Source organism: Vibrio sp. 10N.239.312.C11 (assembly GCF_041466065.1).
Lineage (GTDB): Bacteria > Pseudomonadota > Gammaproteobacteria > Enterobacterales > Vibrionaceae > Vibrio > Vibrio tasmaniensis_A.
Genome location: NZ_JBFSRZ010000025.1, coordinates 39,908 through 62,274, shown reverse-complemented (window position 1 = coordinate 62,274; position 22,367 = coordinate 39,908). Strand labels below are relative to the sequence as shown.

18 protein-coding genes and 1 other annotated feature are annotated in these 22,367 nt (G+C 43.3%); of the genes, 12 read left to right on the top strand and 6 right to left on the bottom strand.

Annotated elements, in window-relative coordinates; genetic code table 11:
* Nucleotides 1-380: 380 nt before the first annotated feature.
* From hpf to yjjX, 4 genes are all read left to right on the top strand, one after another.
* Nucleotides 381-716 (top strand): ribosome hibernation-promoting factor, HPF/YfiA family, encoded by a 336-nt coding sequence (gene hpf, locus AB6D07_RS12595; protein ID WP_004735034.1) that lies wholly within the window; start codon nucleotides 381-383, stop codon nucleotides 714-716.
* A 110-nt stretch (nucleotides 717-826) separates the two neighbouring features.
* Nucleotides 827-948, top strand: a sequence feature (Phe leader region).
* A gap of 12 nt (nucleotides 949-960) precedes the next feature.
* Nucleotides 961-2,136 carry a prephenate dehydratase gene (pheA, locus tag AB6D07_RS12590; RefSeq protein WP_009848464.1) on the top strand — a complete coding sequence of 392 codons (1,176 nt, stop codon included), beginning with the start codon at nucleotides 961-963 and terminating at the stop codon, nucleotides 2,134-2,136.
* Nucleotides 2,137-2,493: 357 nt separating this feature from the next.
* Nucleotides 2,494-4,872, top strand: a complete 2,379-nt coding sequence (locus AB6D07_RS12585; RefSeq protein WP_017103011.1) for a bifunctional diguanylate cyclase/phosphodiesterase — start codon at nucleotides 2,494-2,496, stop codon at nucleotides 4,870-4,872.
* Nucleotides 4,835-5,356, top strand: coding sequence for an inosine/xanthosine triphosphatase (gene yjjX, locus AB6D07_RS12580; protein WP_017103010.1), 522 nt, complete (start codon nucleotides 4,835-4,837; stop codon nucleotides 5,354-5,356). The genes AB6D07_RS12585 and yjjX overlap by 38 nt, the downstream gene beginning before the upstream one ends.
* 117 nt (nucleotides 5,357-5,473) lie before the next feature.
* Here the strand turns inward: yjjX and trpR are convergent, their stop codons facing one another.
* The gene (gene trpR, locus AB6D07_RS12575; RefSeq protein WP_009848461.1) at nucleotides 5,474-5,770 is read right to left on the bottom strand and encodes a trp operon repressor; all 297 of its coding nucleotides are present in this window, start codon (nucleotides 5,768-5,770) and stop codon (nucleotides 5,474-5,476) included.
* A gap of 172 nt (nucleotides 5,771-5,942) precedes the next feature.
* A complete protein-coding gene (locus AB6D07_RS12570) occupies nucleotides 5,943-7,892 on the bottom strand; it encodes a transglycosylase SLT domain-containing protein (RefSeq protein ID WP_017103009.1) in 1,950 nt (649 codons plus the stop codon).
* A gap of 263 nt (nucleotides 7,893-8,155) precedes the next feature.
* On the opposite strand from AB6D07_RS12570, the gene ettA reads away from it, so the two are divergent.
* From ettA to AB6D07_RS12555, 3 genes are all read left to right on the top strand, one after another.
* Nucleotides 8,156-9,823, top strand: coding sequence for an energy-dependent translational throttle protein EttA (gene ettA, locus AB6D07_RS12565; protein WP_009848459.1), 1,668 nt, complete (start codon nucleotides 8,156-8,158; stop codon nucleotides 9,821-9,823).
* A gap of 90 nt (nucleotides 9,824-9,913) precedes the next feature.
* Nucleotides 9,914-10,282, top strand: coding sequence for a PilZ domain-containing protein (locus AB6D07_RS12560; protein ID WP_029222926.1), 369 nt, complete (start codon nucleotides 9,914-9,916; stop codon nucleotides 10,280-10,282).
* A 49-nt stretch (nucleotides 10,283-10,331) separates the two neighbouring features.
* Nucleotides 10,332-11,342, top strand: a complete 1,011-nt coding sequence (locus tag AB6D07_RS12555) for a M23 family metallopeptidase (protein WP_017103007.1) — start codon at nucleotides 10,332-10,334, stop codon at nucleotides 11,340-11,342.
* A gap of 143 nt (nucleotides 11,343-11,485) precedes the next feature.
* On the opposite strand, the gene tyrA is transcribed toward AB6D07_RS12555, so the two are convergent.
* From tyrA to nagZ, 3 genes are all read right to left on the bottom strand, one after another.
* Nucleotides 11,486-12,613, bottom strand: coding sequence for a bifunctional chorismate mutase/prephenate dehydrogenase (gene tyrA, locus AB6D07_RS12550; protein WP_017103006.1), 1,128 nt, complete (start codon nucleotides 12,611-12,613; stop codon nucleotides 11,486-11,488).
* Between the two features lie 117 nt (nucleotides 12,614-12,730).
* Nucleotides 12,731-13,804, bottom strand: coding sequence for a 3-deoxy-7-phosphoheptulonate synthase (locus tag AB6D07_RS12545; RefSeq protein WP_017059354.1), 1,074 nt, complete (start codon nucleotides 13,802-13,804; stop codon nucleotides 12,731-12,733).
* Nucleotides 13,805-14,050: 246 nt separating this feature from the next.
* Nucleotides 14,051-15,040 (bottom strand): beta-N-acetylhexosaminidase, encoded by a 990-nt coding sequence (nagZ, locus tag AB6D07_RS12540; protein ID WP_017103005.1) that lies wholly within the window; start codon nucleotides 15,038-15,040, stop codon nucleotides 14,051-14,053.
* 121 nt (nucleotides 15,041-15,161) lie between these two features.
* On the opposite strand from nagZ, the gene AB6D07_RS12535 reads away from it, so the two are divergent.
* Both AB6D07_RS12535 and murQ read left to right on the top strand, forming a co-directional pair.
* Entirely contained in the window at nucleotides 15,162-16,277 is a 1,116-nt protein-coding gene (locus tag AB6D07_RS12535; RefSeq protein WP_029222925.1) for an anhydro-N-acetylmuramic acid kinase, read from the top strand.
* A 45-nt stretch (nucleotides 16,278-16,322) separates the two neighbouring features.
* Nucleotides 16,323-17,243: an N-acetylmuramic acid 6-phosphate etherase gene (gene murQ, locus AB6D07_RS12530; RefSeq protein WP_017103003.1), complete on the top strand. Its 921-nt coding sequence runs from the start codon at nucleotides 16,323-16,325 to the stop codon at nucleotides 17,241-17,243.
* A gap of 115 nt (nucleotides 17,244-17,358) precedes the next feature.
* Here murQ and AB6D07_RS12525 read toward each other — a convergent pair whose 3' ends face one another.
* The gene (locus tag AB6D07_RS12525) at nucleotides 17,359-17,709 is read right to left on the bottom strand and encodes a DUF2799 domain-containing protein (protein ID WP_017098352.1); all 351 of its coding nucleotides are present in this window, start codon (nucleotides 17,707-17,709) and stop codon (nucleotides 17,359-17,361) included.
* A 334-nt stretch (nucleotides 17,710-18,043) separates the two neighbouring features.
* Here AB6D07_RS12525 and AB6D07_RS12520 point away from each other — a divergent pair, with 334 nt between their 5' ends.
* From AB6D07_RS12520 to btsR, 3 genes are all read left to right on the top strand, one after another.
* Entirely contained in the window at nucleotides 18,044-19,537 is a 1,494-nt protein-coding gene (locus AB6D07_RS12520; RefSeq protein WP_017103002.1) for a carbon starvation protein A, read from the top strand.
* A 259-nt stretch (nucleotides 19,538-19,796) separates the two neighbouring features.
* Complete coding sequence (locus AB6D07_RS12515) at nucleotides 19,797-21,467, top strand: sensor histidine kinase (RefSeq protein WP_017103001.1); 1,671 nt, start codon at nucleotides 19,797-19,799, stop codon at nucleotides 21,465-21,467.
* Between the two features lie 105 nt (nucleotides 21,468-21,572).
* Entirely contained in the window at nucleotides 21,573-22,304 is a 732-nt protein-coding gene (gene btsR, locus AB6D07_RS12510; RefSeq protein WP_009848448.1) for a two-component system response regulator BtsR, read from the top strand.
* Nucleotides 22,305-22,367: the final 63 nt, after the last annotated feature.

Below are 22,367 nucleotides of genomic sequence, written 5' to 3'. Positions count from 1 at the left end.
AGGTTAAAACCATAAAAGCCGCACAAGAAAACTTATGCGGCTTTTGTTTATCTAATTCTGAAGAAGCTTACGTAGCGATCTACATCATGATACCTATATCACAAAATACTATTGAGTAAATTTCAATCAAGCACTTTCTATAGGCTGTAGTCCGCCCCTAAAAACTGGTTTAATTTTTAGCGAAGCCTTGTCTCCAACTTATCGTTTTTCATAGGGATAACAAGTATTTTTCGACAAAAAGATATCAAGACTTGCGTGAGATCACATTTGATTTTAATGCTTATCCCACCCAACCAAAACAAGATCTAGATCACATTCTTTATTCCTAAAAGTCGTAATCTGAAGTTAACCCATGAGGGATACAACAGAGGAAAACTTCTATGAAAATGAACATCACTGGTAAAAATATCGACATTACCTCTGCAATCCGTGATCACATAGAAAGCAAATTTAAGAAGCTGGATAAATGGCAAGTAGACATCATTGGCTGCCAAGCGAGCTTTAGCGAAGAACCAAATAAAAAGAAAAAATTTGAAGCCGTTCTAACGGTACCAAAAGGCCAACTTGTTGCTTCATCAATTCATGACGACCTCTACGTAGCTATCAACGAAGTAGAACAAAAACTAGAGCGTCAACTCAACAAGCTGCGCCATAAACCAGAAGCGCGCCGCGCTGAAAAGCCTGAAATCGAAGAGCTAGAAGCTGAAGTAGAATAAGGAAATATGACAGATTAAAAAATAGCGCCTCAGGGCGCTATTTTTTTGCTTGACGCTCGTAGCTCGCTTGCTTATTGTGTTTAAACATTCATAAAACAATCACTTTTTATGCACTCTCACTCTTTGTTTATTTTTGACTTCTTTTTTCTTCCGTAAATCGGAGGCTAAGTCGTTTTAGAAAAACAAGTCAAAAACGAACAAGAAGCCTCCCACACTAGGGGGGCTTTTTTATAAGGACACATTTATGACTGACCGAACAATTTCACTAGATGATATCCGCCTTCGTCTCAATGATTTAGACGACGAACTCCTAAAATTACTTTCAGAACGTCGTAAGCTGAGTATCGAAGTCGCTAAAAGCAAGGTGGAAACATCAAAACCCGTTCGTGATGCAGTACGAGAGCAACAACTACTAGTCAAATTGATCAACAACGGTAAAGACAAGTACGAATTGGATGCTCAGTACATTACTAAGCTGTTTCACACCATCATCGAAGATTCCGTTTTACTGCAGCAGTCATACTTACAAAACCTAGCGAATCCGCAAAGTCGTAAACCACTAGCTCGCGTTGCATTCTTAGGTTCTAAGGGATCGTATTCTCACCTTGCGAGCCGTGAATACTTCAGCCGCAAGAATATGGAATTGATTGAGCTGAACTGTAATCACTTCAAAGAAGTCGCATCGACTGTAGAATCGGGCCATGCCGACTACGGTGTACTGCCGATTGAAAATACCAGTTCAGGGTCAATTAACGAAGTCTACGATCTGCTACAACACACAACGCTTTACATCGTTGGTGAACTTTCTCAACCGATTGAACACTGCCTTGTCGCGAAAAATGATATTCGTTTAGAAGACATTAAAACGCTCTATTCGCATCCACAACCTCATCAACAATGCAGTGAGTTTTTAAGCCGCCTTAAAGATGTCAGCCTTGAATCTTGTGCAAGCACAGCTGATGCTATGAAAAAGGTGAAAGATCTAGACGGTGATGATGTGGCAGCGATTGGTAATGCATCGAGCGGCAAGCTTTATGGACTTCAACCAATCCAAGGTAACATTGCAAATCAAACTGAGAACCACACTCGTTTCATCGTGGTCGCTCGTAAGCCTGTTGAAGTATCGACTCAGATCCCAGCGAAGACGACACTCATCATGTCGACTTCTCAAGAAGCCGGTTCTTTGGTTGAAACACTGCTGATTCTGCAACGCTTAGGTATTAACATGACCAAGCTGGAATCTCGTCCTATCATGGGTAACCCTTGGGAAGAGATGTTCTATGTGGATTTAGAAGCACACTTAGATTCAGATAATATGCAGCAAGCGATAACGGAACTAACAGCCATAACTCGTCACCTAAAAGTGTTAGGTTGTTACCCAAGTGAGAACATTAAGGCTACTCAGGTTAAGTTGTCTTAACTTTTTATTATCTGTTCCCCCATTTTAACTGCTATAAGCTTTTCACTAATACAAGCATTTGGCCTACTGCAGGCCAAATGCTAAAAGAAAGTAACTAATGGAATAAAACTCGAACTAAGGAATACGCAAAGTCTGTATACTTAAAAATGAATTGGTTGTGTTACTGATTCTCACTCCTATCCACTTCAATCACCCCCACCGTACTTACTTAAGCACTCATTACTGATGATTTAATCAGTAAATACAAAAACTTAAAACCCAAACAAAACTCTTCAAACACAATATAATCGATGGCAAGAACTCTCGAAATAACATAAACTTGCGCGCTAAAATTTATAAACCATGTTGTGAATAACCATGAAGCTAAGTACTAAAATATTACTTGTGATTGCCCCCGTAATACTGATCAGTACAGCGGCTTCTAGCTATATCATCTATTCCACGCAAAAAAACAGCTTTATCAAACGTGAAGACAATGCACTGCAATTAAGCATGGAAAAATTAGCAGGCTATTTTCAACAGTCTCGTTCTTTCCTCAACAATTACTCCTACACCCTCACCAATAGTGACCTGGTTAAGCGTTATTTTATGGTTGATGAAAATGTCGACCACCAACGTGAACTGACTGATAACCTAAACGAAACGATTAAGTTACTGCAAGATGGTAACGACAGTTTTACAAGGGTCGCGTTGCTTGATAGCGATCGAGCTCTTAAATATTACGCTGACAATACCAATGATCCTTTCGCAAAAATGGATCCCAAGATATTAGAGTTCATTGAGCATCAATATCAAAAAACGTTAGCAACTTCGAGTACGGACTACATACAGAATTCCCAAGGTGAAGGGGTATTAGTTCATTATGATGTTATTGATAAAAAAACAGTTTCGACACCAATAAACGATCCACCCAACAATGTGTTTTTTGTGGTTGTATCTGTCTCTCTTGATAAGTTTAATTCACTACGAAAACAGATAGAGTTCGACTATCAAACTAGTTTGTTTTTTACCCCTACGTTAGTGACACAGGGGCGTGAGTTAACACAATCTATAAAGCTAGCACCTGGCCTCTACGCCACGCTCGATCCTGCACCATTCTTATTAGACAACAAACTCAAATCTATCTGGAATGAACTGAGCCTATCCTTTGCCCTATCTGCATTTGTCAGTGTTACCTTACTGCTGATCCTGCTATCTCGCTGGGTGATAAACCCGATCACCCGTTTAGATAGGCAGCTTCAAGAGGTTGAGAAAAAACAGAGAAAAAACATTGAGCGCCTAGGAACAAATGATGAGTTGGGGCGCTTATCCCAACGCTTTTATGATATGTACCAAGAGTTGGATGACACGTACCAACAGACTAAGTTGTTGGCAGAAAATGATCAGTTGACCCAAATAGCCAATAGGCATCAGTTTCAAACCTTCGTGCAGCAGTCGTTGTCAAAACCTAGTTCGAACACCGAAACCTGGGTTCTCTACTTTGATTTAGATAACTTCAAATTTGTGAACGATAAATACGGGCATCAGATCGGCGACTCGATTCTCGTCAGTTTTGCTCAGCGTATCTCCAATATTTGTAACCACTACAAAACAGAATTAAATGCCCACTGTCTGCCAGCCCGACTTTCTGGGGACGAGTTCGTTGTATACATTAATGCTCCAAATCACCAAGAAAATATCGCACATCGATTTTCGAATGATTTACTCACCCCACTACAAAAGGGGTTTGTCACCGAGTCAGGTAATTTCCCGATTACGGTCAGTATTGGTATTGCGACCCACCCTAATGATGGCGATACAATCGAGAAGCTTCTTTCGAATGCTGATACCGCGATGTATCAAGCCAAACGTGCAGGTAAAAACCAATTCGCAGATTACTCGTTAGACTTAGATAAAACCATTCAGCGTCAAGCCAGTATTGAGAGCGCCCTCAGAGAAAATAATTTTGATGAAGAGTTTAAGCTCGTTTACATGCCTTATATGGACTCAACAGGAAGTTATATTATTGGTGTAGAAGTGCTATTACGTTGGCACTCGAAACACCTTGGTTTAGTGCCACCCGATGAATTCATTCCTATCGCCGAACAAACCGGATTATTTGAAATAATTGATCGCTGGGTTATCCAGAATGCATTTGCTTCATTCCATCAACTTCAAGCTCAATTCGATCACTCTATTCAGCTATCGATTAACTTATCTTCAGCCGGGATTAAAACCACTCACCTTGCTGATTTCATCAAAGAGCATGCGAAAATCAATCAGATTCCGCCCAATTTGATCGATTTTGAAATCACAGAAACCTTTTACTCAAACTCTCAGGGGTTCCCATTACTTAACCAGTTATCATACATGGGCTATAGATTAGCAATCGACGACTTTGGTTCTGGTTACACCTCGATCACTCAACTGGTTCAATATCCAACTCAGAAGATTAAATTGGATAAAACCTTTTTGGACACCTTGATTGAGACAGATAACCAGAACATAGTGAAACCCATTATCGGGCTATGCCATGCTCAAGGGAAAAAGGTCACAGCCGAAGGAATTGAAACTCAATGCATGCATCAGTGGTTACAAGATGCGCAGTGCGATATGCTACAAGGCTATTATTTTGGTAAGCCAATGCCATTAGAAGAGCTGACGGAATGGTACCGACAGCATCAACTCAATTTTATCGATAATAAAAAGAATCAACCACATGAAATCTGTAATCATCGCATCGCTGAATCCAGCTAAAATTAGCGCCGTTAAAAGTGCATTCTTATCGGCTTTTCCTGATACTGAATTTGATTTCAAAGGCATCAGTGTCCCTAGTGGCGTCGCCGATCAACCCATGAGCAACGACGAAACCTATCAAGGTGCGGTAAATCGTGTTTACAACACGATCCAAGCTCAGCCTAATGCAGATTTTTATGTGGGATTAGAAGCTGGAATAGAAAAAAACGTTACCTTTGCTTGGATGGTCGTTGAAGCAAACGGTCAGCGCGGAGAATCTCGATCTGCAAGCTTGATGCTGCCACCTGTTGTGCTTGATAAGCTCCAGCATGCGAATGAGCTAGGGGATGTTATGGATGATGTGTTTGGCACAGATAATATCAAACAAAAAGGCGGGGCGATTGGCCTACTAACACATAACCAACTAACACGCAGCTCTGTCTATCATCAGGCTTTAATTTTAGCGCTGATCCCATTTGTGAATCCAGAGCACTTTCCTATCTAGATCTTCGCTAAACTTCGAAAGTCTCAGAGAACAATCACCAGAAATAAAAAACGCTAACATTCAGTTAGCGTTTTTATCGAATTCATAGCCACACTACTCAGTGGTTGCTTAACTCTGTTATTGTTTGAGCAAAAGGTCGGCGATCACGGCTTTCTCTTGTTCAGATTTGGCCTTTAGCTCATTCGAACCTCTGGTTATCGTCGCGACACCTACTCCCAGCATTTGGCTAACCTGTCGTTGCGACATCTCACCTTTCATCAGCTCACAAAAGATATTAATTCGAGCAACCAAAGCATCTCGCTCGTCTGGTGTCATCATCATGGTCAACAATAGTTCATGTTGATCTTTTTCGACAGCCGTCTTTACCAAGTCCATCAGTTGTTGCCAATTCTCATATTCAGGTTGTGATGCCATATCTCTACACTTACTTTTAAATTCTGACTTTAAAGAGTCGCTTAACGATTGAAAGCGTCGAACACTTTATACCGAAACACTTGATGTGATCCAATGTAAAAAGGCAGTAAGTGGAAATGGTTCGCACTCACTGCCTTTAATATTACTCAGCTTAGAGAAAAATGCAGAGAGCTTAGTATTTCATTTTTGCCTCGTGAGGTGCTAAAAACGTCCCTTTCTCACCCAGGATATCTCGATAGTAAGTCTCAAACATCAAGATATTCTGAACGTAACCACGAGTCTCTTTGAATGGGATCATCTCGATAAAAGCAAATGCATCGAGCTTTTCATCGCTGCGTGATCGCCACTGTTTCACACGACTAGGCCCAGCATTATACGCGGCAAATGCGAAGATGCGGTTATCATCATATTGAGCGAGTAGGCCATCTAAATAATGACTGCCTATCTCAATATTCTTACCTACATCATAAAGATCATCGCTGCCCTGGTACTTAATCTTATGTTTATTAGCCGTGTATTGTGCCGTCTTTGGCATAATTTGCATGATGCCACGCGCGCCAACTGGAGAGCGAGCCTCTGAATCCATCGCACTCTCTTGTCTTGCTAAAGACATCAAAGTAATTGGATCGAGATCGTGCTTCTCGGCATAGAAATTAAACCACCACTTATGAGCGACAGGGAAACGTAACGCAATGTTATCCCACATCTTCGCAGAAATACTCGCCGTTACCGTAAAGTGATTCCATCGCTGTGTCGCAGCATGAGCAGAAAGCATCGCTTTTTGCTCTTTATCTGCATGACTTAATAACCAGCGCCACTCACTCTTTGCAGCCGCTATTTTATCTCGCTCAATCAGCTCACCGATACGAACCAAAGAAGTGTCGAATGGTTTCACCATTTCTGCACTGTATTTAAGGGTCGAAGTTGGATAGCTAACTGGCTTATTTAATTGCTTAGCGGCAGCCACACTGTAGAAATTACGCTGACCCAAAATGTCTGACAGTCGCTTATTACCTTCAGCAGTATCGCCTAGCGCAATCTCAGCTCTACCCTGCCAATACTGCCAGCGAAGCGAAGCTTGATGTTTACCATCTAAGCGCGCAATCCACTCTTTCAAACCCGTCCAATCGGCATGTTGAATCGCTAAGCGAGCTCGTCTTTCCAGCAAAACTTGCTTTGATGAACTCGCGAGCATTTTGTCTCGCAACGCCATCAACTCTTCAGAGTCGGTATTGATCAAGCGGAACGCTAGGTAATCCGCGAGCTCTTGGGATTTTTCTTTCGAAAATTTTTGAGCTTTCACAACATCATCAAAAACCTCTTGAGCGCTGCTTGCGGATTTCCGTACTAGCTTCTCGAAACCAAATTCGGTTTGTGCTTGGTAGAATTCATTCGCTGGGTGCTTCTTAGCAAACGCGAGTACATTTTCAGGCTTGTTGTACAACGCCTTCATCTGCTTCGCTTGAGCAATTGACTCATCATGATCTAATTGCTTAACCAAGTAGCTCATTAACTTACCGTTTCGACTCTCGAACGCTAAAAGCATTCTGTCCAGAATCAGCTGATCCGTTCTTAAGCCCGCTTCATCCCAACTTTCGAAAAGTGAATCACAGTTATCATCAACACCACTGCCACTTAACCAAAGTTGTTTCGCACCTTTAAAGGCGAGATCTTGATTACCTTGTTCATAATTAGCGCGGTAATAGATACATTGATATTTTTCACCAACAGGCTCTTGGGTTTGAAACTCAAGGATCTTCTTCCACTGTTTTTGAGCCGCCAATAAATCTAAATAAGGCGCTCGTATACGATTGGAAAACGGCAGTGCTTTGTTCTCTTCAATAAAAGCATCCACCTCGCTTGGCGTTCGATCACCTAAGCCCAATAAAAAGGCGCGATAGTCAGTGTAAGGTGTTAACGGGTATGTTTGAATTTTATTACGAAGCGCTGAATAAGCTTTTAGATCACGGTTGTCTAAAACCTCTTGCGCTCTGTCATAAACATCACGCTGCATTTCAAGCTCGGAAGCATTGCTGGCCATAGCCATTGGAGCCTGTGAAAATGAAAACAAAATTGCCGATGCAGCGACAGCAATTTTCGTATTACCAATGCGGAAAAACATTCGCTCTTTCCTTAGTGCGTGTATGAATACGTGAAGTCTATTTACGCCCGACATCACATCAAATGTAAAGAGTTTGAGTGTAAATATTGTTAATATTTAACACATCGCCTCGAAAGCTTATTAAATATAGTTTTAATGACCAATGTGACAATAATAGGTGAGGATTAGTTCAAGAATGGCTTTTCTGTCCTAGGAGTAACATCTTTGAGGATATTGGTATAAAATAGCAAACAATTTTGAACAATAATTAGGATCGATCGGCAATGGCTGAATACGTATATACCATGTCTCGGGTGAGCAAAACTGTTCCACCTAAGCGTCAAATTCTTAAAGACATTTCTCTTAGCTTTTTTCCTGGCGCTAAAATCGGTGTTTTGGGTCTAAATGGTTCAGGTAAATCTACCCTACTACGTATCATGGCTGGTATTGATACTGATATTGATGGTGAAGCACGTGCACAACAAGGTCTAAAAGTAGGTTACCTACCTCAAGAACCTGTACTAGACGAATCAAAAACCGTTCGTGAAATCGTAGAAGAAGCGGTTTCAGATGTTGCTGACGCACTTAAGCGCATCGACGCAGTATATGCTGCTTACGCAGAACCTGATGCAGATTTCGATGCATTAGCGAAAGAGCAAGGTGAACTTGAAGCACTGATCCAAGCAAAAGACGGTCATAACCTAGAAACAGCTCTAGAGCGAGCTGCAGATGCACTTCGTCTTCCTGAGTGGGATGCGAAAATCGAATTCCTATCAGGTGGTGAACGTCGTCGTGTTGCTATCTGTCGTCTACTTCTTGAGAAGCCAGACATGCTGCTTCTTGATGAACCAACCAACCACTTGGATGCAGAATCAGTTGCTTGGCTTGAGCATTTCCTTGTTGATTACAGCGGTACTGTTGTGGCGATTACCCACGACCGTTACTTCCTAGACAACGCTGCAGGTTGGATTCTAGAACTTGACCGTGGTGAAGGTATCCCATGGGAAGGTAACTACACATCTTGGCTAGAACAGAAAGATGAGCGTTTGAAGCAAGAAAAAGCTGGCGAAAGCGCACGTCAAAAAACGATTGAGAAAGAACTTGAATGGGTTCGTCAAAACCCTAAAGGTCGTCAAGCTAAGTCTAAAGCTCGTATGGCTCGTTTTGAAGAAATGACGACTGGCCAATACCAGAAGCGTAACGAAACCAACGAATTGTTCATCCCACCAGGTGAGCGTTTAGGTGACAAGGTACTTGAAGTTAAGAACCTAACGAAGTCATTTGGTGATCGCGTTCTTATCGATGACCTATCATTCAGCATGCCTAAAGGCGCTATCGTTGGTATCGTTGGTGCCAATGGTGCGGGTAAATCAACACTATTCAAGATGCTAAGTGGCGCAGAACAGCCAGATTCAGGCACAGTTGAACTTGGCGAAACGGTTAAGCTTGCTTCTGTTGATCAGTTCCGTGACAGCATGGACGACACAAAAACAGTATTCCAAGAGATCTCTGAAGGCGCTGATATCATTAAGATTAACAACTTCGAAATCCCTGCTCGTGCATACTGCTCTCGTTTCAACTTCAAAGGCAACGACCAACAGAAGATCATCGGTCAGCTTTCAGGTGGTGAACGCAACCGTGTTCACCTAGCGAAACTGCTAAAAGCGGGCGGTAACGTACTGCTACTCGATGAACCAACCAATGACCTTGATGTTGAGACACTACGAGCTCTTGAAGAAGCACTACTTGAGTTCCCTGGCTGTGCAATGGTTATCTCGCATGACCGTTGGTTCCTTGACCGTATTGCGACCCATATCTTAGACTACCGTGATGAAGGTCAAGTTAACTTCTACGAAGGTAACTATACTGAATATACAGAGTGGCTGAAAAAGACTCTAGGTGCACAAGCGGCAGAACCTCACCGCATCAAATACAAACGTATTGCAAAGTAAATAAGCTTGTATTTTGAACAAAGGCCGCGATAATAGCGGCCTTTGATATATCTGGCTTACTATTTACCTATTGATATAGAGAGATTACCTATGCTTGAAAGACGTAAATTTTCACGAGTTATTTATCACGTTCCGACTGAGATTTCACAAGGACAAGTAAATGTATCAGGCTCAGTGCAAGACCTATCTCTTCATGGTTTACTCATTCAATGTGATAAATTACAGCAACTCAGAACTGACACTCCTGTTCAAGTCAGCTTTAAGCTCGAAAACAGTGATATCAATATTCAGTTAGAAGCAACGATAGTCTCGACCATCAATACCTCAATGCGTTTACGTATAGAGCATTTAGATATTGATAGTATCAGCTACCTTAAGCGCCTTGTGGAACTTAACGTTGGCGACGATGAACTGCTTTATAGAGAGATTGAACACCTTACCGATTTAGGTAATGAGTGACGTCTCCATTCCCCTTTTTCTATTAGAAGCATTTAGTTAATACAGAACCATGTCTAAAAAAGTTTCCATTACAATCCCCTTAACCCAAGGGGATCAGACGTTTTATTTCGGTCGAAAAGCCGTACTACTATGTACTACCGCAATTTTTTCAGTGCCTCTATTGATTGGCGGAGCTGCATACATGCACTTTGAGGGCAAGCAAGAACTCGCCCTACAAGCCGATGATGCACAACAATTGATTGAAACACTGATTGTTGAAAAAGAACAAACCGACTTTCTTTACGCTGAGCAGGTAGAAACCAATCACTCACTGTCTCAAGCATTAACCGAGAAAGAAGGCACTATTCAGTTACTTGGCAAGCGTGTATTTGATGTGGAATCAGTGCTTGGCCTGACCGATGAAGAGCCGCTTACTGATGACGTCTCTTTAGAAGACCGAATTGATGCAGCTGCAGTAGATTCAGCAGTCAGAGCCACAATGTTTCGTTTGATTCCAAATGACAGCCCTATGGCTTATCAACGCATATCATCCTCTTATGGGCGTCGCTCGAACCCTATAACAGGTAAACGCCACGTTCATACTGGTATCGACCTAACATGTAAGCGTGGTGAAGATATAGTAGCGCCAGCTGATGGCGTAATTGAAACCGTGCGCCCAAGTAAGAAAGGCTTCGGTAACTTTATAACTATGCGTCACTCATTCGGTTTCATGAGCTCTTATGCGCACCTACAGAAGTTCAAAGTACGTAGCGGTCAATTTGTGAGTAAAGGCGATGTGATTGCGAGCTGTGGTAACTCAGGTAACTCAACCGGGCCACACTTGCACTATGAGGTACGCTTTCTTGGTCGTTCATTGAACCCTCAATACTTGATGGATTGGACACCTGAGAACTTCAACTACGTGTTCGAGAAAGAGAAAAAGGTTAAGTGGGGTCCATTGGTTCAACTGATTGATAATGTGGTTCGCTTGCAGATCAACCTGACTAACGTGCCTTACATTAGCTCGACCATAGACACCGTATCGAGTGAAGATAGTAAGAAACCTATCACGACTAACTAGTTATTGGTTATTGAGGGATATTGATTTGGCCTATGATGATCTCATTGCTTTTAGCCTACAGTAGACCAAATGCTTTCATAGCGTTCAGTACAAACAAAAAGAGCGACCTGATGGTCGCTCTTTTTTATGATTTCAAATCGTAATTAGCCTCGATGAATCGAGTCATGTGCTTGTTTTAGAAGACTTTGGCTCTCTTGCAAGAACTGCTGCGAGTAGTCGCCAAACCAATCACTGACTTGATTAAAGCTATCAACGAATTTAGCTTTATCTTTCCCATCCAAGACTTCCAATGCTTCACCGAAACGACTATGGAAACGTCGAATCATCTCAATGTTCTCATCTGAAGAAAGAATGATATCACCGTACAAGTTCGGGTCTTGAGCAAACAGACGACCAACCATCGCAATCTCAAGTCGGTAGATTGGCGAGCTTAACTTCAGAAGCTGATCAATGTTCGGGTTCTCTTTACTTAGGTGTAAGCCGTAAGCAAAAGAAGTGAAGTGACGGAGAGCTTGAATCAGAGTCATGCCGTGATCGTGTTCCGCAGCATCCATCTGGCAAAGGCTCGCGCCCCAAATACCAAATTGATTCAGCAACCATTGGTAGCTTTCAGAGCCACGCCCATCACTGTAAACAATCACTTGTTTCGCAAGGCTTGGAACATCTGGACCAAACATTGGGTGCAACCCAACCACAGGGCCTTGATGCATGTTCATCATGGCTTGTAGAGGCTTTGATTTAATCGACGTCAAATCACAAAGAATACAATCGCTTGGTAGGTTACCTAGCTTCGCAATCACACCTTCTGTCAGGTGAATTGGAACCGTTACAACCACAAGGCCAGCATTATCTAAGATCTCATCGGCTTTATCCCAATCTTGACTGCCAAGGATTTTCACTTCGTAACCAGAAAGCTTGAACATACGTCCAAACAGACCACCAAGCTGACCATTACCACCAACGATAACCACTGAACGTAACTCTGGGTTAAGGCACTTAAAACCAGAATCTTTTTCACTGGCATAAGACTCACGCATCGTACGACGTAAAATATCTTCGATTAACTGCGGTGGTACTCCTATTTTCTCGGCTTCTTGACGACGAGATGCCAACATCGCGGCTTCACGTTCCGGTACATAAATAGGTAAACCATGTTCACTTTTTACTTCACCGACTTTCTCTACTAGAGCCAGTCGTTGAGCCAGTAAATCCAACATTTGTTTATCGACAGCATCGATTTGGTCGCGTAATTCGTTCAGTTCAACGGCCATTTTAATCCTTACTCATCTATAAGCCCGTGCCAATCTAAAAGCCCGCACTGATGCAGGTTCGTTAGCAACAGATCTTAAAATGCCCCATTAGATGAGGCACTTAAATTTAAACTCTGACTAACCTTTCAAGCGGTTCTCTAAGAACGGGACTAATTCCGTATGTGCATGTTTCAATAGTGCCTCAGTTGAATCCCAATTGATACACGCGTCGGTAATAGATACACCGTATTTCATCTCATTGAGAGGTATATCTGAAGATTGGTTTCCTTCGTTAATATGGCTCTCAATCATCAGGCCGATAATCGACTTATTACCTTCACGAATCTGATGGATGACATCTTCAGCCACCAGCGGTTGACGACGGAAATCTTTACGAGAGTTCGCATGACTACAGTCGACCATTAGTGCCGCCTCTAAGCCAGATTTACCCAGCTCTTGCTCACATTCGTGTACCGATACTGAATCGTAGTTCGTCTGCTTACCGCCACGTAAAATTACGTGACCATTTGGGTTACCTTGCGTCGTTAGTAGTGCGACTTGACCTTCACGGCTGATACCCATGAAACGGTGGCTAGAAGAAGCCGCCTGCATTGCATTGATTGCAGTACCTAGATTGCCATCCGTACCATTCTTAAAGCCGATTGGCATTGAAAGACCACTCGCCATTTCGCGGTGGGTTTGTGATTCAGTCGTACGAGCGCCGATTGCTGCCCAGCTGAATGTATCTGCTAGGTATTGCGGGCTGATTGGATCTAGCGCTTCTGTTGCTAGTGGGATTTCCATCTCAGCGAGTTCAACAAGTAACTCACGACCAACATGCAGACCATGCTCAATATCGAACGTACCATCTAGATGTGGGTCATTGATCAAGCCTTTCCAACCAACAGTCGTACGAGGCTTCTCAAAGTAAACACGCATTACAATATACAGTTGGTCGCTAAGCTGCTCAGATAAAGCTTTTAAGCGTTTCGCGTATTCTTTCGCAGCTTCAATATCATGGATAGAACATGGGCCACATACTACAAGCATGCGATGATCTTTCTTATGAATAATGTTTGCTATAGTTTGACGAGACTCTTGAATGAAACGACGAGCATTATCACTCAAAGGCAGTTTTGCTTTTAACTCCTCAGGAGTAATCAGTACCTGTTCGTCGATGATATTGACATTGCTTAATTCACTTTTCTGCATAACTCAACCTGTATATTTATTTTTACACCCACAATTTCCATTTGGGCTGACAATCTTTAAAAACACAATAACAGCTACAAAAACGATTGCAAGTGTAAACAACAAAAAACATTTGCTGTAAATTAAAACTTACACACCTTCTTTAATTCACTCTGATACACAAACCAGCTTAAACTGCACCTCACACATACAAAAAAGGCGATATTTCTCATATCGCCTTCTTCAAACTTATAGAGTGTTTATTTATCACCCAGCGTTTAACATTCGCTTAATTTGCTCTGAGGCCTCTTTCCATCGACTATCCGAGTGAAGCGTCGATAAATCAAAGCTGTGCTTTTTAAGCAATGAGTTGGCTAAAGGCACCTCTTGAATCGCTAAATGATCAAGAGCCTCAATTTGTGCATCTCGCTTATTACACATCAGCACCATGTCACAGCCAGCATTCAAAGCTGCTTTCGCTCTGTCTGCTGGTCCGCCCATAATGGCCGCGCCTTCCATCGTTAAGTCGTCAGAAAAAACTAAGCCTTTGAATCCAAGCTGCTGCTTCAATACTTTCTGCAACCAATACTCAGAGCCGCTCGCTGGTTGATCATCATAGTGAGAGAAAACCACGTGTGCTGGCATCATGGCATCCAATATTCCGGCTTCAATTTGCGCCTTGAAAATGGCCATGTCTGTTTCAAAGATATCATCTCTAGGATCGTAAGGCGTTTCTAAGTGCGAATCAGCAATTACACCGCCGTGTCCTGGGAAGTGCTTCCCTGTTGTCGCCATTCCAACCGATTTCATGCCTTTAATAAAAGCACTGCTGTGGCGAACGATGGTATCAATATCTTCACCAAACGCTCGGCTACCAATCGCTTTACAGTCGTGACCTTTATCTAATACAGGCGCAAAGCTCAGATCGATATCATGGGCAATCAATTCCGCCGCCATCAACCAACCGGCTTGTTCTGCTAACTGCTCACCATTATTCTTAGTCGCGAATTCTTGAGCGGCAGGGATAATTGAAAAGCCATCGCGAAAGCGCTGAACTCGGCCGCCTTCTTGGTCAACGCCAATCAAAATAGGACGTTTCGCTACCTTACGGATCTCTTTATTTAACGCCGAAAGCTGTTTGCTATCGTGGTAGTTTCGAGCGAATAAGATGAGACCACCAACGGTTGGGTGCTCTAAAATTTCTCTGTCTTCAGCTGTCAGTTCGTAGCCCGCGACATCTACCCACAACGGTCCCATATTTATCCCTTATTAAACCTAATTTCATAAACTTCCCGAGATTATTCTCTTTAAATTTGCTTTACAATGTTTTTAAACCAATCTGTGGAAGACTTTAAGAATGCAGTGCAAGAGCTTAGGAATGGATCGTAAAGAACTGTATATCGGTGTGATGTCGGGAACGAGTATGGACGGTGTTGATACCGCCTTAGTGTCGATTGAAGATTCGCGCATCACATTGCTCGCTCATGATGAGTTCCCAATGCCTGATGATCTCAAAGCGCGTCTGCTTGAAGTTTGTATTGGTCAGAAAACGGATTTGATTGCCATTGGCGAACTAGACCACCAGCTTGGTCATCTATTTGCTGATGCGGTTTTGCAACTTCTCGATAAGTCAGATACGCCTGCATCTTCTGTGACTGCGATTGGTAACCATGGCCAAACAGTATTCCACCAGCCAACCGGTACTTCGCCATTTACCATGCAGTTGGGTGACGCTAATATCATTGCCGCTAAAACAGATATTCAAACTGTTGCCGACTTCAGACGCAAAGACATGGCGCTTGGCGGACAAGGTGCGCCATTAGTCCCCGCGTTTCACCATACGATTTTTCACCCGCGAGACAGCTCGGTTGTAGTCTTGAATATTGGTGGTATCTCGAATATTTCAGTACTGCGCCCGAATCAGCCTACTCTTGGTTATGATACAGGCCCCGGCAATATGTTGATGGACGCTTGGGTAGATAAACACACGGGTGAGAAGTTTGACCGTGATGCACTGTTCGCGCTAACAGGCCAACTGAATCAAGCCTTGCTCGAACAGCTTCTAAGTGAATCTTATCTATCTCAACTGCCACCGAAAAGTACTGGTAGAGAACTGTTCAACCTACCTTGGCTAGAGCAACAATTAACAGAATTTAAAGATCTTGCGACAGAAGATATTCAGCGCACACTTTGTGAATACACCGCATTGACGATAGCGAATGAAGTGGAGACTTATCGCTTGGGTGATCAACCTGCACTGTATGTGTGTGGCGGTGGTACGAGAAATCCATTGTTGATGAAGAGACTGTCTGAACTGCTTCCAAGTTGGGATGTTGACTCAACCACCAGTAAAGGCGTTGATGCCGATTATATGGAAGCTATGGCCTTTGCGTGGCTTGCTCAACGTCATGTTCATCAACTGCCAAGCAATTTACCAGAAGTGACTGGCGCGAGCAGAGCGGCCTCTCTAGGCGTTCTCTATCGTGCTGACTAAACAACTTTAGAACCATCATTTTAGAATCACCATTTAAGGATCATTATGAGTAACGACGCTCTCATATCAGCGCTCTCGCACCTCGTTTCGGAGGGGAGAAACCCTGACACTATGGATATTGATCTGCTCACCTCTCTCGAAGTGGTTGAAAAGATTAACCAACAAGACAAGCAAGTCCCACTGGCGATTGAAGCGGAACTGCCACAGATCGCGAAAGCAGTCGATAAAGTTGCACAAGCCTTTCAAAACGGTGGTCGACTGATTTATATGGGCGCAGGCACCAGTGGTCGATTAGGTGTGCTAGACGCCTCAGAGTGCCCTCCGACTTTCGGTGTTTCAGACAAAATGGTTATCGGCTTAATCGCTGGCGGGCCAGAAGCGATTTTAAAAGCCAAAGAGGGAGCGGAAGATTCGCTGACTCTCGGTATTGAAGATCTCAAAGCAATTCAGTTTTCAGAAAATGATGTCGTGGTAGGTATTGCAGCAAGCGGTCGTACACCTTACGTGATTGGTGCGCTCAATTACGCCAATCAACTTGGCGCAGTGACGGTTGCATTGTCTTGTAACCCTGATTCTCCGATTGCTGAAATCGCTCAAATCGCAATTAGCCCAGTGGTTGGCCCAGAAGCATTGACTGGTTCAACACGACTCAAATCAGGGACAGCACAAAAGCTGGTGCTTAATATGCTCACCACTGCGAGCATGATTCGTATTGGTAAGAGCTATCAGAACCTGATGGTCGACGTAAAGGCGACCAACGAAAAACTGGTTGCCCGCGCAGCTCGTATCGTAATCCAAGCAACTGAATGTGATAAAGCCCTTGCAGTTTCGACACTTAAAAACACCGATTATGATGTGAAGCTATCTATTTTAATGATTCTGACAGGGCTAGATTTAGAACTAGCCAAGGCTCAACTTGATCAACAAAATGGCTTCTTGAGAAAAGCGGTCGAGAATAATCAGTAATCTTAATTTGGTTTGTGGCTTCTCATTTAGACAGCTACTTTAACGACATACAAAAAGACCAGTACACATGCGGTACTGGTCTTTTTAGTTCTAATTTTTTATCGCTAGCTTGGGCTTAATAGTCGTTTGAGAACTCATCCCAGCCACGTTGCCATTCCATGCGGAAACGCTGAGCATCTTCCGTACCAGAGCACACGCCTTCATACACCTGACCAGATAAACCAATCTGATATGCATGATTCGGATTACAATATTCAGTCACACCTAGATGGTAACCTTCTGTGTAACTCGCTTGATCGACTGCGCCTAGTTCAGTCATCTCTGAATACGAACGCTGAGTGTGACCTTTGATACCATCACGATAGCCAATCTCTTGCCAATTGCCCTCAGCGGCTAAATCTTGAACATTGGCGCTGCATCCTGCAAGGCTAAATGCCACGGCGAATAGTGCGATTATTTTTTTCATTTCAATCCTTTATATTGTTACTTCACCACTTCCTGACGAAGCGCTGCCTTTGTGGCGATTCTCCGCTGAACACTGACTGATGTCCACTTATGTCTGTTATCTGCCGTTGATATTTATTGATTACCGCTTAAAGCTGATAAGTCACCACTAACTAGAAGCAAGATACCTATCCACAGCAGTAACCAACCACTCCGCAAAGGTCACAAACCACTAAACCGGTTATAACACCACTTAATTAGCTATTCGACCACTCACTCTCATAGCGGAAGTTTCTTCTCATACACTCCTTTAATATACACCCTGACTTAATTAATACATTCAGGGATAACAAATTATGATGTGGTTTCTTACCTGTGTTGCAGCACTCATTGGTGGCTACTTTATTTACGGTGCCTTTATCGAGAAGATTTTCGGTATCAATGAAAAGCGTCAAACACCCGCTCACACCAAGCAAGACGGCGTGGACTTCGTTCCAATGTCGACGCCAAAGGTTTACCTAGTTCAACTGCTTAACATTGCAGGTGTAGGTCCAATCTTCGGCCCTATCATGGGTGCCCTTTACGGCCCAGCAGCAATGCTTTGGATCGTGCTAGGTTGTATCTTCGCAGGTGCCGTACACGACTACTTCTCAGGTATGTTATCTATCCGCAATGGTGGCGCTTCGGTTCCAACCATCACAGGACGTTACCTAGGCAATGGCGCAAAACACTTTATGAACATCTTTGCCATTGTTCTACTGCTTCTTGTTGGTGTGGTATTCGTTTCTGCTCCAGCAGGTATGATCACTAACCTAGTGAACGACCAAACTGATTTCGTAATGTCTACGAGCACCATGGTTGTCATCATCTTTGCTTACTACATCATCGCAACGATTGTCCCTGTCGATAAAATCATTGGTCGCTTCTACCCACTGTTCGGTGCACTGCTTATCTTTATGTCTGTTGGCCTAATCACTGCGATTGGCCTATCTGACGAGCACCAAATCATGGGTGGCTTCGAGATGAAAGACATGTTCACTAACATGAACCCGAATGATCTACCGCTTTGGCCTGCTCTATTTATCACCATCGCTTGTGGTGCAATCTCTGGCTTCCACGCAACTCAGTCTCCACTAATGGCGCGTTGCATGGAAAACGAGAAAAACGGTCGCTTCGTATTCTACGGTGCAATGATTGGCGAAGGCATCATAGCTCTAATCTGGTGTGCACTTGCTCTATCATTCTTCGGTTCAGTTGAGTCTTTGTCTGACGCGATTGCAAACGGCGGCCCAGGTAACGTGGTATACAGCGCTTCATTTGGCCTACTGGGTGTGTTTGGCGGTATCCTTGCTTTCCTTGGCGTGGTTATCCTACCTATCACTTCTGGTGACACAGCATTCCGTTCAAGCCGTCTTATCCTTGCTGAATACTTCAACATGGAACAGAAGACACTGCGTAACCGCCTACTGATGGCTCTACCACTGTTCGTTATCGGTGGTATCCTGACTCAAGTAGATTTCGGTATCATCTGGCGTTACTTCGGTTTTGCTAACCAATCAACAGCAGTAATGATGCTGTGGACGGCTTCAGCTTACCTACTTCGTCACAATAAACTGCACTGGGTAACAACGGTTCCAGCTGTGTTCATGACTTCTGTGTGTATTACATTCATCCTGAACAACAGTCAGCTAGGCTTCGGTCTGCCAATGCAGCTTTCAACCATCATCGGCGTAGTGAGTGCATTCGGTATCGCAGCTTACGTTATCAAAATTTCAAAAGGCAAAGGCGATATCGACCTTGCTGATGAAGAATCAGAAAAGGAAGCAAAGCCCGTAACAAAAACAGCTTAGCTTTCCCCGAAACATTCTCACTCTTCATAGAAAGAGGAGAATAAGAAAGCCAAAAACACTTCGCTTGTTCCACCACATCTTTGATGAACTGGAATCTAAGATCAAAGCCCATCATGTATGATGGGCTTTATTATTTTATCCATAACCACTGAATACGTTAGTTTCCACTTTACAAAAGAAAGACAACCTGCAAAAAAGCAAAGCTACCTTTCAGCCTCAATGAGCTTTACACTTAACAAGCGTCTCAATAGGTGAAAATATGGAACTCATTCTCTCTCTGCTGCAACAAACCTGTGTCTACTTAGTAATAGCTTACATGCTAAGTAAAACCCCGTTGATTCTCCCTTTGTTGAGCATCTCTTCACGCTTAAGTCATAAAGTCAGCTGTTATGTTCTGTTTTCTCTGTTCTGTATTATGGGCACCTATTTTGGACTGCAGATTAATGACGCCATAGCCAACACTCGCGCGATGGGTGCGGTAATGGGAGGTCTGTTTGGCGGTCCTGTCGTTGGTTTTGCCGTCGGCTTTACTGGCGGTATTCACCGTTACTCATTAGGCGGCTTCACAGACTTAGCTTGTGCGATTTCGACCACAGCTGAAGGCTTGATTGGCGGCCTATTGCACGTTTACTTGGTTAGAAAGAACAAAGCTAGCCAACTGTTTAATCCGTTGGTGGTGTTCTCGGTAACCCTGTTTGCAGAAATTATTCAGATGCTAATTCTGTTAGCGGTCGCGAAACCATTCGAGCAGTCCTATGCTCTGGTTTCTGATATTGCCGCGCCAATGATCATTGCTAACTCTGTGGGTGCGGCACTGTTCATGAGCATCATCCAAGATCGGAAAACCATCTTCGAAAAATATTCGGCAACTTTCTCACGCCGCGCATTAACCATTGCCGAACGTTCGGTGGGTATTTTGCATGGTGGATTCAATTCAGATAATGCGCAAAAAATCGTGCGCATCATTTACGAAGAGACCAACGTTGGTGCGGTGGCGATCACCGACCGAGAAAAAATTCTCGCGTTTGTTGGCATTGGCGATGAACACCACATACCTAACACTCCGATTTCATCGCAGAGCACGCTTACCTCGATGGAACAAAACGACATCATCTACCTTGATGGCAAAGAAAACCCGTACCAATGTTCTCTATCGCAAGATTGTAAATTGGGTTCTGCGCTTATTATTCCACTGCGCGCGGGTAATGAAGTGGTCGGAACCATCAAACTGTATGAGCCAAAGCTGAAACTATTCTCGACCATCAACATGTCGATGGGTGAAGGTATCGCTCAGCTATTGTCGAGCCAGATATTGTTTAGTAATTATCAGCAACAGCAAACGCTGCTCACCCAAGCGGAAATCAAACTGCTGCATGCACAGGTGAATCCTCACTTCCTGTTTAATGCACTCAACACCATCAGTGCAGTTACACGCCGTGACCCTGATAAAGCACGAGAACTAATTCAGCATCTCTCTCACTTCTTTAGAAGTAATCTGAAGCAGAACATCAATACAGTGAAACTCAAAGACGAACTGGCGCACGTCAATGCGTACCTAACTATTGAAAAAGCACGTTTTACTGACCGATTAGAAGTCGAATGGGATATCGCCTCACAACTATACGAGTCGCAACTGCCGAGCTTTACCCTGCAACCGCTGGTAGAAAACGCCATCAAACATGGGATATCTAATATGTTGGAAGGCGGTAAAGTGAAGATCTATAGCGAGGCTTTCGAGGGTGGATTCAAGTTAATCGTTGAAGACAATGCTGGTAATTATCAGAAGCCATCCCAAGATCACGTTGGATTAGGCATGGAGATTGTTGATAAACGACTCACTAATTTCTTTGGACAAGATTCAGCACTAAAAATAGAATCTCAACCACAGCAATTTACTCGAATGAGCTTTATCATACCTATACTGAAATAAAGGCATTTTCGGAGACGAATCACTCCGAGTTGAAACATTTAGAAGCCGACATTTAAAAGAAAAGCGTGAAACAAGCAGGGATAGAACCAAAATGAAGATTGTAGGATGTTAAAGGCATTAGTTGTCGATGATGAGCTTTTTGCTCGCGAAGAGCTGATTGAACTACTGACTGAAACCGGACAAGTAGAAATCATTGGCCAAGCGAGTAACGCGATCGAAGGACTGAAACAGATCAATCTGCTCAAGCCTGATGTGGTGTATTTGGATATCCAAATGCCGCAGGTTACCGGAATTGAACTGTTAAGCATGCTTGATCCAGACACCATGCCCTACGTGGTATTCGTCACCGCCTACGACCAATATGCGATTCAAGCATTTGAAGACAATGCCTTTGATTACCTACTCAAGCCGGTTGAACCTTGTCGATTAAACAAGAGTGTTTGTCGTCTGAATAAGGTCATCAAGCTGAACCAGAAAGCGCCAGAACAAGATATATCTGCGATTGCTCCCTGCCACTTAGAGCAGATCCCGTGTATCGGCCACAACCGCATTGTGATCATGGCGAGCCAAACGGTCGAGTGCGCTTATTCAGATATCAGTGGTGTCCACGTACGCAGCTCATCACAAACGGCAACCTCGCAGTTGACGCTAAAGATCTTGGAAGAAAAGACCGATTTGATCCGCTGTCATCGACAGTATTTGATCAATATAAAATCGATCCAAGAGATCAAACTGTTAGAGAATGGATTAGCGGAGATCATCACACTGACCGGCTTTGAAGTACCTGTCAGTCGTCGTTACTTAAAGGCTTTAAAGGAGCAACTCGGTCTCCAGTAACCCCATAAGTTTCGACTTTTTTCCAAAATACGATCAAAAAAGCCAACGCATCAACGTTGGCTT

What these genes read in the sequence shown, in the direction of transcription:
- AB6D07_RS12520 (WP_017103002.1), top strand. Translation starts at nt 18,044, where the DNA reads ATGATGTGGTTTCTTACCTGTGTTGCAGCACTCATTGGTGGCTACTTT.
- AB6D07_RS12535 (WP_029222925.1), top strand. Translation starts at nt 15,162, where the DNA reads ATGGATCGTAAAGAACTGTATATCGGTGTGATGTCGGGAACGAGTATG.
- hpf (WP_004735034.1), top strand. Translation starts at nt 381, where the DNA reads ATGAAAATGAACATCACTGGTAAAAATATCGACATTACCTCTGCAATC.
- ettA (WP_009848459.1), top strand. Translation starts at nt 8,156, where the DNA reads ATGGCTGAATACGTATATACCATGTCTCGGGTGAGCAAAACTGTTCCA.
- AB6D07_RS12560 (WP_029222926.1), top strand. Translation starts at nt 9,914, where the DNA reads ATGCTTGAAAGACGTAAATTTTCACGAGTTATTTATCACGTTCCGACT.
- AB6D07_RS12585 (WP_017103011.1), top strand. Translation starts at nt 2,494, where the DNA reads ATGAAGCTAAGTACTAAAATATTACTTGTGATTGCCCCCGTAATACTG.
- yjjX (WP_017103010.1), top strand. Translation starts at nt 4,835, where the DNA reads ATGAAATCTGTAATCATCGCATCGCTGAATCCAGCTAAAATTAGCGCC.
- pheA (WP_009848464.1), top strand. Translation starts at nt 961, where the DNA reads ATGACTGACCGAACAATTTCACTAGATGATATCCGCCTTCGTCTCAAT.
- btsR (WP_009848448.1), top strand. Translation starts at nt 21,573, where the DNA reads ATGTTAAAGGCATTAGTTGTCGATGATGAGCTTTTTGCTCGCGAAGAG.
- trpR (WP_009848461.1), bottom strand. Translation starts at nt 5,770, where the DNA reads ATGGCATCACAACCTGAATATGAGAATTGGCAACAACTGATGGACTTG.
- AB6D07_RS12555 (WP_017103007.1), top strand. Translation starts at nt 10,332, where the DNA reads ATGTCTAAAAAAGTTTCCATTACAATCCCCTTAACCCAAGGGGATCAG.
- AB6D07_RS12515 (WP_017103001.1), top strand. Translation starts at nt 19,797, where the DNA reads ATGGAACTCATTCTCTCTCTGCTGCAACAAACCTGTGTCTACTTAGTA.
- nagZ (WP_017103005.1), bottom strand. Translation starts at nt 15,040, where the DNA reads ATGGGACCGTTGTGGGTAGATGTCGCGGGCTACGAACTGACAGCTGAA.
- AB6D07_RS12525 (WP_017098352.1), bottom strand. Translation starts at nt 17,709, where the DNA reads ATGAAAAAAATAATCGCACTATTCGCCGTGGCATTTAGCCTTGCAGGA.
- AB6D07_RS12570 (WP_017103009.1), bottom strand. Translation starts at nt 7,892, where the DNA reads ATGTTTTTCCGCATTGGTAATACGAAAATTGCTGTCGCTGCATCGGCA.
- tyrA (WP_017103006.1), bottom strand. Translation starts at nt 12,613, where the DNA reads ATGGCCGTTGAACTGAACGAATTACGCGACCAAATCGATGCTGTCGAT.
- murQ (WP_017103003.1), top strand. Translation starts at nt 16,323, where the DNA reads ATGAGTAACGACGCTCTCATATCAGCGCTCTCGCACCTCGTTTCGGAG.
- AB6D07_RS12545 (WP_017059354.1), bottom strand. Translation starts at nt 13,804, where the DNA reads ATGCAGAAAAGTGAATTAAGCAATGTCAATATCATCGACGAACAGGTA.